Annotated in this window: 18 protein-coding genes; 2 read left to right on the top strand and 16 right to left on the bottom strand. The window is 36.3% G+C overall.

All coding sequences use genetic code 11. The features are described 5' to 3' along the window. Positions 1 to 150: 150 nt before the first annotated feature. From LPB89_RS10690 to LPB89_RS10680, 3 genes are all read right to left on the bottom strand, one after another. A complete protein-coding gene (locus LPB89_RS10690) occupies positions 151 to 864 on the bottom strand; it encodes an endonuclease/exonuclease/phosphatase family protein (RefSeq protein WP_230701733.1) in 714 nt (237 codons plus the stop codon). Continuing rightward, positions 861 to 1,304, bottom strand: coding sequence for a GNAT family N-acetyltransferase (locus tag LPB89_RS10685; protein ID WP_230701732.1), 444 nt, complete (start codon positions 1,302 to 1,304; stop codon positions 861 to 863). The genes LPB89_RS10690 and LPB89_RS10685 overlap by 4 nt, the downstream gene beginning before the upstream one ends. A 75-nt stretch (positions 1,305 to 1,379) precedes the next feature. After that, entirely contained in the window at positions 1,380 to 1,829 is a 450-nt protein-coding gene (locus tag LPB89_RS10680) for a nuclear transport factor 2 family protein (protein ID WP_230701730.1), read from the bottom strand. A gap of 394 nt (positions 1,830 to 2,223) precedes the next feature. On the opposite strand from LPB89_RS10680, the gene dnaX reads away from it, so the two are divergent. Then, the gene (gene dnaX / locus LPB89_RS10675; protein ID WP_230701729.1) at positions 2,224 to 3,309 is read left to right on the top strand and encodes a DNA polymerase III subunit gamma/tau; all 1,086 of its coding nucleotides are present in this window, start codon (positions 2,224 to 2,226) and stop codon (positions 3,307 to 3,309) included. 95 nt (positions 3,310 to 3,404) lie between these two features. Further along, complete coding sequence (locus LPB89_RS10670; protein WP_230701727.1) at positions 3,405 to 3,992, top strand: DNA polymerase III subunit gamma/tau; 588 nt, start codon at positions 3,405 to 3,407, stop codon at positions 3,990 to 3,992. Positions 3,993 to 4,153: 161 nt separating this feature from the next. Here LPB89_RS10670 and LPB89_RS10665 read toward each other — a convergent pair whose 3' ends face one another. From LPB89_RS10665 to LPB89_RS10605, 13 genes are all read right to left on the bottom strand, one after another. After that, positions 4,154 to 4,732, bottom strand: coding sequence for an NAD(P)H-dependent oxidoreductase (locus LPB89_RS10665; RefSeq protein ID WP_230701726.1), 579 nt, complete (start codon positions 4,730 to 4,732; stop codon positions 4,154 to 4,156). A 6-nt stretch (positions 4,733 to 4,738) separates the two neighbouring features. Further along, positions 4,739 to 5,767 (bottom strand): saccharopine dehydrogenase, encoded by a 1,029-nt coding sequence (locus tag LPB89_RS10660; RefSeq protein ID WP_230701725.1) that lies wholly within the window; start codon positions 5,765 to 5,767, stop codon positions 4,739 to 4,741. Positions 5,768 to 5,829: 62 nt separating this feature from the next. Further along, complete coding sequence (locus tag LPB89_RS10655; RefSeq protein WP_230701723.1) at positions 5,830 to 6,390, bottom strand: Crp/Fnr family transcriptional regulator; 561 nt, start codon at positions 6,388 to 6,390, stop codon at positions 5,830 to 5,832. 16 nt (positions 6,391 to 6,406) lie between these two features. Then, positions 6,407 to 6,988, bottom strand: a complete 582-nt coding sequence (locus LPB89_RS10650; protein ID WP_230701722.1) for a TMEM175 family protein — start codon at positions 6,986 to 6,988, stop codon at positions 6,407 to 6,409. A 147-nt stretch (positions 6,989 to 7,135) separates the two neighbouring features. Next, positions 7,136 to 8,026, bottom strand: coding sequence for a Ppx/GppA phosphatase family protein (locus LPB89_RS10645; RefSeq protein ID WP_230701721.1), 891 nt, complete (start codon positions 8,024 to 8,026; stop codon positions 7,136 to 7,138). Beyond that, positions 8,023 to 10,137 carry a polyphosphate kinase 1 gene (ppk1, locus tag LPB89_RS10640; protein ID WP_230701720.1) on the bottom strand — a complete coding sequence of 705 codons (2,115 nt, stop codon included), beginning with the start codon at positions 10,135 to 10,137 and terminating at the stop codon, positions 8,023 to 8,025. Before ppk1 ends, LPB89_RS10645 begins: the two co-directional genes overlap by 4 nt. Before the next feature lie 5 nt (positions 10,138 to 10,142). Beyond that, positions 10,143 to 10,628: a histidine phosphatase family protein gene (locus LPB89_RS10635; RefSeq protein WP_230701718.1), complete on the bottom strand. Its 486-nt coding sequence runs from the start codon at positions 10,626 to 10,628 to the stop codon at positions 10,143 to 10,145. Positions 10,629 to 11,087: 459 nt separating this feature from the next. Then, positions 11,088 to 11,591, bottom strand: coding sequence for a CAP domain-containing protein (locus LPB89_RS10630; RefSeq protein WP_230701716.1), 504 nt, complete (start codon positions 11,589 to 11,591; stop codon positions 11,088 to 11,090). A 174-nt stretch (positions 11,592 to 11,765) separates the two neighbouring features. Further along, on the bottom strand, positions 11,766 to 12,410 hold the full coding sequence (gene pdxH, locus LPB89_RS10625) for a pyridoxamine 5'-phosphate oxidase (protein ID WP_230701714.1): 645 nt from the start codon (positions 12,408 to 12,410) through the stop codon (positions 11,766 to 11,768). Between the two features lie 160 nt (positions 12,411 to 12,570). Continuing rightward, entirely contained in the window at positions 12,571 to 13,479 is a 909-nt protein-coding gene (locus tag LPB89_RS10620) for a ribonuclease Z (protein ID WP_230701713.1), read from the bottom strand. A gap of 204 nt (positions 13,480 to 13,683) precedes the next feature. Then, complete coding sequence (locus LPB89_RS10615) at positions 13,684 to 14,016, bottom strand: ribonuclease Z (protein ID WP_127338777.1); 333 nt, start codon at positions 14,014 to 14,016, stop codon at positions 13,684 to 13,686. Between the two features lie 292 nt (positions 14,017 to 14,308). Beyond that, positions 14,309 to 15,235, bottom strand: coding sequence for an aspartate carbamoyltransferase catalytic subunit (locus LPB89_RS10610; protein ID WP_127338776.1), 927 nt, complete (start codon positions 15,233 to 15,235; stop codon positions 14,309 to 14,311). A gap of 83 nt (positions 15,236 to 15,318) precedes the next feature. Next, a complete protein-coding gene (locus LPB89_RS10605) occupies positions 15,319 to 15,960 on the bottom strand; it encodes a hypothetical protein (protein WP_230701712.1) in 642 nt (213 codons plus the stop codon). Positions 15,961 to 16,048: the final 88 nt, after the last annotated feature.

Here is a 16,048-nt window from a genome sequence, read left to right as displayed (position 1 = left end):
AACCTAAAATTAAGGCTATTAAGAACTAATAAATTATATGATACCCGTTCACGTTTTATATTTTTTCCAGTAAAAAATTAATTTTAAATCAAAGCAGAAATGTGCTTTGATAGAATCTGTTTTTTTATTGTTCCCTTTAACTTTCCTGCTTCAGATTCCAAATTTCACAATCAGGGGTTTATGATCGCTGTACATTTTCCAGTCTTCATAGCTTCCGACTTCAACACTTTCTAAGACCTGCATAAAATCATTTGAGGCAAAACAATAATCAAGATGATAGGGTCTGTTTTCGTGACGGTATAAAAACAAAGTAGGATGTATTTCTTTTCCCTGTTCCTGATTAAAAAATTTATGGTACACACTATGTATGCCCTTCTCCGCCAATTTACTGACAACAGTCGAATGATTTCCTGCTCTTCTGGGTTTGTCCCAAATGGTATTGCTGTTGAAATCGCCAATTAAAATCGTCTTTGTTTCAGCAAGCAGTTTTTCGTAGTAATTAATGGCTTTCCAGACCTGAGTTACATACTGTCCGTCCTTGTCCTGTGGGTTATTGGCCCATACCGCGAATAAAATAAAATCTGTTTTTCCTTTGGTAACTGCGATAGGCAGGACGTTTTTAAAATCAGGATTATGACAATCCATAAGTTCAAGCCTGTACTCACTGTATGAAAAGACCCCAAGGCCTTTGTGCTGATTGGTGCCGTACCAAAGTACAGCTGTTGGCAGCGGAACATCGGGAGGAAATTTGAGGTTTTCGATATTTTCGCATTCCGGAATAATCAGAATATCCGGCTGATGAGCCAGAATATACCTGGCTTTTTTCCTGAAAGCCATATTACAATTCCAGGTGATGATTTTCATTCTATTTTCTGATTCAGTTCAAACAAAATATAAGGACCGTTTTCATTATCACCGCGTCCTTTCTCTCTAAATCCGGTCTTTTTATAAAATGCAACGGCTTGTGTATTCTGCTCCAGGCATTTCAGCATTACCGGAAACTTTGTTCGCTCTAAAGCAGCTTTTAAAAGTATTTTTCCAATTCCGCGTTTATGAAATGATTCGTCAATATACAAGTGATGAATAAAATTATCCCGCATCCAGACCGAAATAAATCCAATAACTTTTTCATCGTAAAGTGCCGTCAGGATATATTCTCCTTTTGTCTGGACATCAAAATCCGGCAAATCAAAGGTACTCTGATCGACCCATACAAAAGTACTTTGACGCACTTTGAGAAATAGTTCACGCAACGCATCTAAATCGCTTTCCCTGAATTCGATAATTTTTAGTTTATCATTCATATCCGCTAATTAAGAGAATAACTGTTTTTTTTTTAAGATATGTTTCTGAATAGAAGATTTATAAAAATAGTACTTCTATTCGTGTTGCGACACATCATTATATTGCCAGAGTACATTTATTATTTTCCATTCCCCGTTTGTTTTTACAATATGCATATAATCGATCCAGGTGTCGGCCAGTAATTTTACAGATGCTGTTCTGGAAGAAACATCTAACAGCTTCACTTCTTTTCTTGGATTTTTGGGAAATTTATCTCCTTTTACGTTATAGGTATCGGCCAGAATAACCATGTTTTCGGCGAAATATTCAGACACATAATCTTTTTGGGTTTCCTTATTTCTAAAAACGGATCTTTTGACCAGTCTCGGATGCAGGGCACTTTCCATCAATTTCGGATTCGGATGGTGTTGTGCCTCAATATAAGCCAGGGCAACACGTTTAATCTCAAGCGTATCCTGAGCCGTCTGCGCCTGAATCTGAAAAGAAAAAAATACAATCGTAATGAGGAACAGATATTTTTTCATAAAATTTGGATTTTAAAAAACGCACCAATCATCACTTTTTAAAAGATTTACGCAGTTTTTCAGGTGTTGCTACTGCTAAAATACTACATTTTTTAGTACAAAACAGGAATGCTTAATTTATCATCCTAATGAGATTACTTCATTCCTCACAAGGACTTTGATTGTTTATTATTGCGTTCCTTCGACTTCGCTCAGGAAGACAGATCTAATGTAAATCTGTGCTTTTTTGCTTAGTAAATCCGTTTTATCAGGCATCCATTTCGTTAAGCCTGTATTAAAATTAAATGTTACCTGCCCCTGTTCAAACCACTCAAAATACACTTGAATATTTATCAATTTCAGATTTGTGATTTGGCAATTTTCAGCCTATATTTGCTATCGAATAAAAAAGAATATGGAACAATTTGTAGTATCGGCCCGTAAATACCGCCCACAAACCTTTAAGGATGTTGTGGGACAGAAAGCCATTACCAACACTTTGCTAAATGCCATAGAAAGCAATCATCTTGCTTCGGCTTTATTGTTTACAGGACCGCGTGGAGTTGGTAAAACTACCTGCGCCCGTATTCTGGCCCGAAAAATAAATCAGCCCGGATATGATGATCCTAATGAAGATTTTGCTTTTAACGTTTTTGAGTTAGATGCTGCATCCAACAACTCGGTTGATGATATTCGAAGCCTGATCGACCAGGTTCGGATCCCGCCACAAACCGGGCAATACAAAGTCTATATTATCGACGAGGTCCACATGTTGTCATCGGCAGCTTTTAATGCTTTTCTGAAAACACTGGAAGAACCGCCAAAACATGCTATTTTTATCTTAGCTACGACTGAGAAACACAAAATTATTCCAACGATTTTATCCCGTTGCCAGATTTTTGATTTCAAGAGAATTACGGTAAAAGATGCCAAGGAACATTTAGCGGAAGTTGCGGCAAGTCAGGGAATTAATTTTGAAGACGATGCCCTGCACATTATTGCCCAAAAGGCAGATGGTGCGATGCGTGACGCTTTATCGATTTTTGACCGTGTCGTTTCTTTTTGCGGAACCAACTTAACCCGTCAGGCCGTTACCGAAAACCTGAACGTCTTAGATTACGAAACGTACATTAACATTACTGATTTACTTTTAGAAAATAAAATTCCGGATCTTTTACTGGCGTACAATGATATTCTTGCCAAAGGTTTTGACGGACATCATTTTATTGCCGGACTGGCTTCACATTTCAGGGATTTACTGGTAAGTAAAACTCCCGCTACTATTGCTTTGCTTGAAGTGGGTGAACAGGCCCAGCAAATGTATGGCGTACAAGCTCAAAAATGCTCACAGGACTTTTTATTAAAAGGAATTGACATTGCAAATGACTGTGATTTAAAATACAAACTAAGTCAGAACCAGCGCCTTTTAGTCGAATTATGCCTGATGCAGTTAGCCTCTATCAATTTTGATGGAGAAAAAAAAAAGCTGAGCAATTCATAATTCCACCCGTTTACTTTAAAAATGGGGGATATTCTATTGTTGAAATTCCAACTACAAAAGCCCAAATTCCAAACACTTCAGGAGAAGATCCAAATTTGAAATCCCAAATTCCAAATGAGGGACAGAATAGCCATTCGACTGTTGAAGTGAAATCGGAAACAATCGTCGAAGCTACAAAAGAGGAAACCCCTGTAACAAAACCCGAATCAGGCCCTGAACCTAAAATTTCTGCTTTTTCGTTATCGAGTATCCGCAAGAAAAAAGAACTGGAAGCCAGTACCAAATCGTATGTCAAACCTTCCTCTGTCCTTCCAACTGAAGAATTTACCGAGACAGAAATGTTAGTGCAATGGAATAAATATGCACAGCGTCTCGGGGATAAAGGCTTAAAAATCATGCAATCGTTGTTATTGATTAACGACCCGACTTTAGACGGAACGGTAATTACACTGGAATTACCCAATGAAGGCTCCAAACTGGATTTTGAAAGCCAGATTCACGGGCTTTTGGGACATTTAAAAGGTCACCTACACAATCATGACATTACAATTGAGGTTAAGGTAAACGAAACTATCGAAAGCAAACGCAGCTTTAACGATCAGGACCGTTACAACCGCTTACTGGAAATCAACCCAAACATTGAACTTTTACGTTCTACATTTGGATTGGATTTACATACTTAATATTCTGCCGTAATTAACCGCAAGGACGCGAGGGATTTTCGCAAAGTTCGCAAAGGCTTTTTGGCCACGAATTACACAAATTAGCGCGAATTATTTTACACACTTTGCATCAAAAATTCGTCCAGATTCGTGTAATTCGTGGCAAAAAAAACCTTACCCCCTTATTTATTCTGAAGTCCTAAATTATAGACTTTGTGCAGCCATTTTTCTCTTTGAAAATCACCAGAGCCTTTTATGATTCCGATATAGCTGACTTTTACCGGTTTTACGCCACAGAATTCCAAAGTAGATTTCTTAAGCTGATTGACGCTGGGTCTTCCATAAAACAAGCGGTAATACCAGCCCGGCTGATCGAGAGTGGTAATAATATGGGCGGTTTTTCCTTTTAGTAATTTGTCCCACCAAACTGAGTTTTCCCGGTACTGAAAAGCCATTCCGGGCAAAAACAACCGATCAATAAATCCTTTTGTGATAGCAGGTAAGCCACCCCACCAGACAGGATGAATCCACACCAAATGATCTGCCTTTTTAATTTTTTCCCAGGCATCCAGTAAGTCCGGTTCTAATTCGGTGCGTTTTTGATAGCCAAATTGCAGATTCGGATTAAATTGTAGTTCGGCAATGGTAATAGTTTCTACCTGTGCCCCGGAAGCAATTGCACCATTTAAATAAGAGTCCGCAATTCCAAAATTGAAACTTGCAGCATTCGGGTGTCCATTTATAATCAGTATTTTTTTCATCTTTAATTAGCCTACTTTAATATTAATACTATGGTGACCTGCTAATGCTTCATATAGTTCCTGAGAAGAATGTATTTGATGACTAAAATAGATTCCGCCCGATAAGACCTCTTTTAGCATCTTCTCGATATGCAAGACCGTTGAAAATGCAGTCAGCTCAGCCTGTCCATTAACACTTTGCAAGCTCAACTTCTTTATTTTAGCCTTCGTTTTTACAATCATTTCAAAAACAGTTTGATCTCCTTTTCCGCTGGAGCCAAAGAGAAACTGTCTTTCTCTTAGAGACATGATGTTGAAAATTTTAAATTTTTGAAAATATCCCATTAAACTGGTAACCAACTTAGAATTGTAAGTCATTTTTACCAAAACGGTTGGTATCTTTTCTATCTGGTTTAAAATAAATAAATCCGGAACATCGAGATTATAAACCTGACGTTTTCCTATTCCGAATGAGAAATTAAATCTTTCCCAATTTAAAAAATGCCTGACTTTTTCCGGCTTATTATTTACGTAGACAATAAATGATTTACATACATTTTCGGCTAAAAAATTAGCAGAGCTTTTCCCAGCCTGATCTTTAACAGAATAATAAATATACAGACTGGCTTCCTGAATTTGATCTTTATCCGGCTCCATTAAATCAACCAAACTGCCTACGATACCGCCCATCCAACCGGAACTAAAAACAATCCTGCTCTCTACTTTTTGCTTATTTTCCTGTGCTAAATTGTACGCTAAAGTTAAATCCGGAGTTGGTTTTGTAATATCAATATAATCCAGTTTATTTTTTATCGCAAACTGTAAGATCTTATCATTACTATCCTTGGTACACATTACAATCAAATCGATTCTATGGTCTATAATACAATCGAAAGTTTTGGGATTAGTAACATCAATAACTAAATTACTGCTTGCTTTTCCCGGATGACGACTTCCAATAAACAAATTATAGTCAGGATTTCTGCCTTGAAGCAAACGCAAGATGACTTTTCCCACTAATCCTGTTCCTCCAATCACTAAAATATTTTTTCTCATTATTATATATTGTTTTTAGCAAAAATAATAATGGAATATCTCCCGATTACCGGACAAATGTCCTAAAAAATCGCTTTCCGGATACGACTTAAATGTCTCGGCGTAACACCGAGATAAGAAGCTAAATATTGAAGCGGAATCAACTGAATGTATTTTTGGTGATTTTTATACAGTTCTTCATAACGCTGGGTTCCGGATAACTTCTGAAAAGAAATCATTCGTTTTTGAAGTATTACGTATTCCATTTCAGTCAGTTTACGGCCTATTTCCTGCCAGTGAATGCCTGATTTATAAAGCTTCTCCAAACTTTCACGGCTGATGACCTGCAATTCTGTATCAACAAGTGCCTGAATGTTTTCTTCAGCAATATTTTGGGTAATGAAACTTGAAAAGGAAGCCATAAATTCATTTTCAAAAGCAAAACAATTGGTAATTTCATCTCCCTGATGATTGAAAAAATAAGATCTCAAAATGCCTTTTTTAATAAAAACGATTTCATTGCAAACCTGATTTTCCTTCAATAAAAGTTCTCCTTTTTTGAGTTTTCTGACTGTAATTACATCATCTAACAGATCTAATTCATCCGGAGGAATTATTTGAAGGGATTGAAAAGCAGATTTCATTGTAGTAGTAGGAAAATTAGTTTTTTGAAGTAAAAACCCTTTCGATTCTTTTATCGGGAATAAGCCAGGACATCGCTACTATAAAGTAAGCGGCTCCCGAGATCCATTCATTGTAAAACGAAAAGGCGATTCCAATTATGTATAAAATAGAGGAAACATTTCCTTTGACATCTTTTCCTATTGCTTTTGCTATTACTGAATTTTTCCCTTCACTGATAATTATAGTCCTTTGCAAAATAAAATAGGCTACAGAAGACAGCAGTAAAACTACTCCATACAAAGTCATAGCAGCTTTTGCGAAGTTATGTTCTCCCATCCAGCCTGTTGCTAGCGGAATTAAGGATAGCCAGAAAAGTAAATGCAAATTGGCCCAAAGAATTTTCCCGTTGATTTTGGTTAGACTATGAATTAAATAATGGTGGTTATTCCAGTAAATTCCAACATAAATAAAGCTCAGAACATAACTTAAAAACTTCGGGATAAGCGGTTTTAAATCAGCAAACTCAACTCCATGAGGCACTTTGATTTCTAAAATCATAATGGTTATAATAATCGCCAACACACCATCACTAAAGGCTTCAAGTCTTGTTTTATTCATTTATTTACGAATTATTGTATTCTGTGTTAAAAAAAGTTTGCCGCGAATTACACGAATTTTCGCGAATTTTTATGTTTAATGTAAAATACTAATTCGTGGAAATTCGTGTAATTCGTGGCAAAAAATATATTGCTTAAGGTTTAAATACTAAATTTTACCGTAATACATTGCTTTTACGATACCGTCGGAAAGTCCGATTTTTGGAACATAAATCTGGCGTGCCCCACTCCATTTCATGGCGTTCAGGTAAATACGTGTCGCATGAATGATTACATCGGCACGATCAGAATTCAGACCTAATTCTGTAATCCTTTGTTCGTAAGTCAATGAATTTAAATAGGCATATTGTGAATTGATATAAATATAAGAAAGTGGTTTTTCCTGTTGCTTCCCGGACATTTTAAACAATTTATTGATATTTCCTCCGGAACCAATCAGTGTCACTTCTTCATAGTCCTGCGTATTGGTTTTGATCCATTTTTCGATTTCATCCCAGACAATATCGTGTACCATATTATTTAGCAAGCGAACAGTTCCTGCCTTGAAAGATCTCGAATTAATCATTTTACCGTCAGAGAACAAGGTAAATTCGGTACTTCCGCCTCCAACATCTACAAAAAGATAGGTTTCGTCTGTTTTCAGTAAATGATGTAGATCCGTTGAAGCAATGATAGCTGCTTCCTTTTTACCATCAATAATTTCGATTTTTATATCGGCTTTTTTCTTAATCAAAGCCACAACTTCTTTGGCATTATAGGCTTCACGCATGGCTGAAGTGGCAAATGCCATATAGCGTTCTACTTTATGTACTTTCATCAAAAGGTTGAATGCTTTCATCGCATCTACCATTCGATCTATATTTTCTTCTGAAATTTCCCCAACTGTAAAGGCATCTTGTCCCAAACGAATTGGCACACGAACAAGTGAACTTTTATTAAATTGCGGTTCTTTGCCATCTTGTTCTACAACATTCGATATCAGAAGCCTCATGGCATTTGAACCGATATCTATTGCTGCAAGCTTCTTTATATTAATCATTGCTCCCTTATGATTTGAATTTGGTTTGTTATTGACTTGTTTTTTGCAGCATCTTCGATTGCATCAATTTTATTCTGGTAATACTTATAGGTTTCAAGCTGCGCTCTGAATGGGGCATGATGATTTCTTGGTTTGTATTTATTATCTAACTTATAGGAATGGTATCTCACCTTAACATTCCCTTTCCATGCAATATTAAAATTGTCAATTAGTTCTTTCTTAATTTCAAGATCATAAATCGGGCAGGTAACTTCTACCCTTCCGTCAAGGTTTCTGGTCATAAAATCGGCTGAAGAAATATATACTTCTGTCAAACCTGCATTTCCGAAAATATAAACTCTGGTGTGTTCCAGGTAATTATCGACAATACTGATGGCTTCAATGTTCTCACTCATTCCCGGAATTCCCGGAATTAAGCAACAGATTCCTCTTACCTGAAGCTGAATTTTTACTCCGGCATTACTGGCTTCGTACAGTTTATCGATCATTTTAAAATCAGACAAACTGTTCATTTTCAATTTTATATGTGTTTTTCTGCCTGCTAAGGCGTGCAAAATTTCACGATCTATCAATTTTACAAATTTCGTTCTCGTATAATGAGGGGAAACGATTAAATGTTTGTATCTGTGAACCCTGTAGTTGATATCAAAAAATTCAAATATTTTAGAAATATCCTTTAAAATCTGCTGATGACAGGTAAATAAGGTTACATCCGTATAAATTTTAGCGGTTGATTCATTGAAATTTCCGGTAGAGATAAACCCGTAACGACGCGTTTTATCATCTTCTACCCTTTCAATCACACAAATCTTACTGTGAACCTTTAGTCCTTTTATTCCAAAGATAAGTTCAATGCCTTCCGTTTGCATTTGCTCTGCGTAGGAGATATTTGTTGCTTCATCAAAACGTGCCTGAAGTTCAATCTGAACGACTACTTTTTTGCCATTTTTAGCTGCATTGATCAGCGAACTGATAATTTGCGAGTTCTTCGCCAGACGGTATAACGTAATTTTGATACTGGTTACTTTCGGATCCAAAGCGGCTTCACGCAAAAACTTCGTTAAATACGAAAACGACTGATAAGGTGCGTGTAATAAATAATCTTTTTTACTGATTTTCTCCAGAATACTTCCTCCCATACTCAGGCCGGGAATTGGCAGCGGATCATTGGTTTTATAAAGTAAATCGTATCTTCCTAAATTAGGGAAACTCATATAATCACGGCGGTTGTGGTATCTTCCCCCGGGAATAATACTGTCTGTCTCAACGATTTTCATTTTATCCAAAAAGAAACGCAACGTATCCTCTTCTATCAAACTATCGTAAATAAAACGAACCGGCTCGCCTATCCTTCTGTCTTTTACTGATGTCGCAATTTTCTCCAGCATACTTTTGCTCAAATCGCTGTCGATATCCAATTGTGCATCACGTGTAATCTTGATCATATGGGCTGAGACGCTTTTATAATCGAAAATATTAAAAATGTTTTTAAGGTTATGGCGAATCACATCATCGATTAAAATCACATATTGTTTATCATCATCGGATGGCAGTACCACAAACCTGTTTATCGTTTTCGGGATTTCTATGACAGCGTAACGAATCTCATCATTCGTATTCATTTCCAAACGAACGGCCAAATAGCCTAAAGTATCTTTCAGCACCGGAAACTCCGCCAGATCATTCAAAATAATAGTCACCAGTTCCGGACTTAATTTTTGAATAAAAAAGTCTTTCAGAAAACGTTCCTGCAGTTCTGTAATCTGATCTTCATTGATGATAAAGATATTTTCGGCTTCCAGTTCGGCTTCGATATTCCCCAAAATACGTAAACTCTCCGATTGCTGCTGAATTACGATTTCGGTAATATCCTTAATCAGCTGATGTGCGGAAACTCCTCCAAGGTATTTTTCGCCAGAAATTCCGGACAGACTTAATCTGCGGATTGCGGCATAACGAACTCTGAAAAACTCATCTAAGTTGTTCGAAAAAATTCCAACAAAACGCAACCTGTCTAAAAGCGGAACCGTGTTATCTGCTGCTTCCTGAAGCACTCTTGCATTAAACGCTAACCAACTTTTTTCTCTATCGATATATTTCTGTTCGTACACTTTATTTATTTTAAATCTTTGGGGAAAATTGTTTTGTGTGTCTTGCCTTTATTGATGTTGTCCCAGCTTTCTGAATCAAATTTCAGAGACACAAATCCTGAGGTAGGTACATTTTCTATAAAAACATCCCCAAATTTATTAACAAAATTTGTAATAGCCTCGTTATGTCCGAAAAGAATAACGCTTTCGAAACTATTATCACATGATTTGATAACTTTTTCGAGTTGTTTGTCATCAAAAGTATAAAGATCGTCTTTGAATATGATACTTTCTATAGGGTAAGAAATATTTTGAGCAAAAATAAGAGCGGTTTCCGAGGCACGTGCGGCAGTACTACTCCACACGATATATGTTTTTGGCAGAAATTTTGAAATATTTGTGGATACTTCATGGGCATCCAGAATGCCTCTTTTCATCAAAGGTCTGTCAAAATCTTTCAAAGGAGCTTCCCAACTGGATTTAGCATGTCGTATTAAAATTAAATTTTTCATAAGCAAAAGGATTTAGAAACATCGTAGAAAGAAGTTCTTTTTTATTGAAGTTCTAATTTACAAAAGAAAATCTAATACTTCCCTTTTTTTTAATTGTGTTAACATTTAAAGAAATTTTTAACAGAAATTGATTTGAGTGAAACGCTTCTATTTAAAAAAACTAATGAACACTAAATGTTGTTGGAAAACATAAATTATTTTTACCGCAAAGAACGCTAAGTTCTGCCTCTTAGCTTTTATAAAACGCAAAGTTCGCAAAGCTTTGCGAACTTTGCGTTTTATAAGACATTCCCAGATAAAAATCGTTGCGTTCTTTGCGGTTAAAAAAAATAGTACGGTAATTTTTTTCTCTATTCACAAGTTTTGGGATTGATCCCTTCCTTTCTTTTACATCAAAAAAAAACGTTGTAACTCATAGAATTACAACGACTCAGTAAAAAACGGTATATTGTTTTTTATTTATATTCTCGCAAAAATATTGGTATAATATTTCTTCCCTGTTACAGGATCCGTACTGACAGAGATTCCAAAATGCGTATATTTTCCTTCGATATTTTTTTTGTGTCCCGGAGATGCCAGCCAGGCTTTTAGGACAGCTTCTGAAGTTTTATAATTGTAGGCTACATTTTCGGCTACATTTTTGGCAGAGAGCACTTTTACAATATTCTCCGATCGGGAAGCAAAATTGTTGTGGTCTACTACTTTGTTTGCAATCATATACTTATTATGCTCTTCGCATCTGTTTGAAATATGATTTACTTTTTCTAATGCATTCAGGCCAATACTTACACGATAATCGTTAATAAGCTGCATCAGTTCCAATTCAGCATCGTTGTAGGCATAATTGTCATCCAGTGTTTCAATTATAACGTCGTTATGAGTCCTTTTCTCTGTTTTTGCAAAACATGAGTTCATTGTGATAAGCATCACAACGAACATCATGGTGCGCAAAATCTTTTTCATAATCACTAGCATACTTAAGCGTTTAAAGTAAATGTTGGGGCAAATCCTTTAAATATTATTTTCAGTATATTTATTCTAATTTTCCGTGGCAAACTTATCTAATCCGCACTTAAACTGCAAACATAATCGACGAAATACACTCCAAAGCTTGTATGCTAAATAAATTTCTTACAACTAAGAAGACAATCTTTCTATTTTCCATGAAAAATCAGATTGGCTACTGTATCGGATTCTGTCGTGCAACCTGTTGGGTCTTCCCTGCCAAAATTCTACCTCTAAGGGCGTTACCAGAAATCCGCCCCAATTTTCAGGTCTCGGAATGGGTTTTCCTTCAAATTCTTCCTCCAGTTTTTTCAGGTTTTCTTCTAAAAATGTCCGTGACGGAATCACTTCACTCTGATTGGAGACGATAGCACCTAACTTGCTTCCGTCCGGACGGGAATCAAAATAGCCGTCAGAGATATTTTCAGATGTTCTTTGTGCAATTCCTTTTATAATCACCTGACGTTCCATCTCCTGCCAGAAAAAAGACAAACAAACGTGTGGATTGGCCGTTATGGCTTTTCCTTTTTCCGAATTATAATTGGTGTAAAAGATAAAACCTTCTTCTGAAAATTTCTTTAGCAAAACGACTCTCGATTTTGGAAAACCATCCAGACCAATTGTAGCAACCGTCATGGCATTTACTTCTCCGCTGGCTCCAAAATCTTCCACCTCATGAAACCATCTGTTGAATAGATTAATCGGATCTTCAGGAATCTTACTTTCAAGCAATTCGCTTTTTTCATACGATTTTCTATAGTTGCTTAGATCATTCATTTTTTAGATTTTTAGATTATTGGATTTCTTAGATTGTTGGACTTCTTAGATTTTAGATCTTAGATTTTGGCTTTACCGGAATATTAAATTTTTAACTTAGTAACTCAGAACCTTAGTAACTTAGTACCTCAGAACCTTAGCAACTCAGAGCCTTAGCAACTTAGTCAAACTCAAAACTTCTTCCGTCGTCTCCTAAAAGTACATTCGGGAAAATTTCTTGTGCTTCTTCTTTAAAACGCTCAATGCCGTCATATCTTGTAGAATAATGTCCTAAAACCAATTGTTTTGCATTTGCTTTTAGTGCAATTCTTGCCGCTTCTTTTGCCGTAGAATGTAATGTTTTCAAGGCCAGCGGAGCTTCTGATTCTAAAAAGGTGGATTCGTGGTACAAAACATCTACGTTTTTTATAATCGGAATTATAGCTTCATTGTAAACGGTGTCGGAACAAAAAGCATAACTCATTGCAGGAATCGGATCGAAAGACAATTTTTCGTTTTCAATTACGGTTCCGTCATCAAGCGTTACATTTCCTCCTCCTTTTATTTTTTGATAATAGGCCGTGTGGATATTGTAATGCTGAACAGCCTCCACATTTAGTTTTCGGTCTCCGGGTTTTTCCTGAAATAAAAATCCATTCGTATAAACGCGATGCTTTAACGGAATGGTTTTGACAATAACCCTGCTATCTTCAAAAATCACTTCACTTTCTGTCGATTCCAGTTCGTGAAAAAACAAATCATAAGTTGTCCAGGAATTGGATAACCTCAGCTGTAAAGTGATAATTTCTTTCACCCCTTTCGGCCCATAGATGTGCAAATCGGTAGTTCGGCCTAAGAGCGCAAAAGTGGAGATCGTACCGATCAGTCCAAAGAAGTGATCGCCATGCAAATGCGAAATAAAAATATGATTAATTTTAGAGAATTTAATCTTGTTTTTACGCAACTGCACCTGAGTTCCCTCGCCACAATCAATCAAAAACATCCTGCTCTTAATTTCTAAAACCTGCGAAGTTGGATTGGTAATTGTTCTTGGAGTTGCTGCATAACAGCCGAGTATCGTTAATTTCAATATTAAATATTTATTCGTTTATTTGGTAAATCGTTTAATCGCCTAAATTATAATTTCATATAAAATCAATTACAACATGACATAAAATCTATTAAACAGCTAACAATTTTAGTTTATTTGGTAAATTGTTTAATGGTTAAAAAGTAACTCAGCCAAATCGATTAAACAGTTTAACGGTTAAACAAATAAACAATTAGATCAACTTTAAAATCCCAGATCTCTTTCAATTTCTTCCATTTCGATAATATCATGCGCTTCCAAAAGAGAAGGAACTACAGTCAGTTTATCAGAAACAGCATTAAAGTCAAGGTCCGCAACTACAATCACAAATGATTTTTTGGCTTTTTTCTGTTGCTTTGAAAGTGGCAAAAACAGCTTTATATCTTTTTCAGATAAGGCCGTATGCGATAATAAATCTATTATAATATTTTGTTTTTCAAAGGTTTTAAATTGCTGCGTTACTTTTTCCAGGAAAGAATTAAAATCTCCCTGTGTGTCTTTAATAGTAACGGTATGTCCTTTTTGATCTACTTTCATTTTATAATGTATAGCGCTTTAATATGAGTACTAAGGTACGAAGTTTTTTTTAGTGTTTCTTTTTGAGGTTTCAGGTTTGAAGTTTCAAGTTTCATGTTTCATGTTTCATGTTTCATGTTTGAAGTTTCATGTTTGAAGTTTCAGGTTTCAGGTTTGTCAGGCTGAGCGAAGTCGAAGCCCTCTTTGCAATCAAAAAGCCCTTCGACTTCGCTCAGGTGGACAACTGAATGCCAATGAGACTGAATACTGCCACTGAGACTAAAAACTGAGACTGAAAACCGCGACTAAAAACCTACTGAATCTTCGATGCTAAAAGATAAATAACAGCCATTCTGATGGCAACGCCATTCTCTACCTGATTTAAAATCACAGACTGATTCGAATCGGCTACTTCACTGGTGATCTCGACTCCTCTGTTGATCGGACCCGGGTGCATGATTATAATTTCTTTACCAAGCGAATCCAATAAGGGTTTGTCAACCCCGTATTGTTGTGCGTATTCCCGTGTTGAAGGGAAAAAGTTCACATCCATACGTTCGTTCTGAACACGTAACATATTGGCAACATCACACCATTCCAACGCTTTACGCAAATTCGGTTCCACCGTAACACCAAGCGATTCAATATATCTCGGGATTAGTGTTTTGGGTCCGCAGACTTTTACCTCAGCACCCTGCATCTGTAAAGCATAAATGTTAGATAATGCAACTCTTGAGTGTAAAACATCGCCTACAATGACCACTTTTTTTCCGGCAACATCTCCTAATTTTTCTCTGATCGAATAACTGTCCAGTAAAGCCTGCGTTGGGTGTTCGTGCGCGCCGTCACCGGCATTTACGATACTGGCTTTGACATTTTTAGATAAAAAATAAGCCGCTCCGGGATTGGAGTGGCGCATTACTACCATGTCAACTTTCATGGAAAGGATATTATTTACGGTATCGATCAGGGTTTCTCCTTTTTTAACCGACGACTGGGCTGCCGAAAAACTAATCACATCAGCCGATAATCTTTTTTGGGCTAACTCGAACGAAAGTTTTGTCCGGGTACTGTTTTCGAAGAAAATGTTGGCAATCGTAATATCTCGTAATGAAGGAACTTTTTTAATGGGTCTGTTAATGACTTCTTTAAAATGATCGGCAGTTTCAAAAATCAGGTTAATATCATTCTCGTTGATGTATTTAATTCCTAATAAATGATTTACGCTTAATTCTTTCATTGTGTTTGTTTAATATTATTTGTCAAATTCCTGAAATACTGAAATTATTCAGTATTTCAACGCTTCTTTAAGGAGCAGCTACCCTATTGCACCATTCTGTCTACAACCTCACTATAATCCTGGAGATCTCTCGCATCTTCGTCAAAAATCTTCTGCCATCTGAAGCCCGGAATCTCTATTTTAGTTGTTGCCGAACCATTCCATTTTATTGCAAAATCGTTATTTATTAAAACTTCGGCAACTCGTTTCCCGACTTCAATTGTTGTTTGATCATCATCATTATCTACTTTCTGGAAAGCGATAAACAAACCCGGGTTTTCAATTGCAACAGCTCTTTCTAAATCTTGTCCGTGATAAAAACAGTAACCGTCAGATTCGACTTCGTTTTCCTGAAGTTCTCTTTCCACTTCCACTACTTCATATTCGCCTTCACTTGTGGTATAACCTGCATTGTGAAGTGCGATTATATTTTCATCACATAAGGCATCAAACGCTTTTATTAGCTTTTCAGTATCTGTTGGGCTTTTCCATTGTTTACTTTCTGCAAGTAACTTTTGGTATTCTTCTCTTATTTTGTCAAAAGCCCATTCTTCTGAGATTTCGTCTTCGAATTCATTGTCTTCAATCTCTTCTCTGATATTCTCCTGGATCTCATCAAGAGAAAGAAATCCCATTCTAACCTGATTAAAAATGGATTCATAAATAAACGCTTCGTTCTCTGTCATTTGTTGTTTAATCGTTGATTTGTTTAACCGTTTATTTGTTTAATCCTTTAATCGTCTGTTTTTGTTGATTAAACGATTAAACAAATAA

Origin of the sequence: Flavobacterium sp. ENC (assembly GCF_020991415.1) — a bacterium.
Lineage (GTDB): Bacteria > Bacteroidota > Bacteroidia > Flavobacteriales > Flavobacteriaceae > Flavobacterium.
The sequence above is the reverse complement of the archived record's forward strand: the minus strand, read 5'-3'. Positions and strand labels throughout refer to the sequence as shown.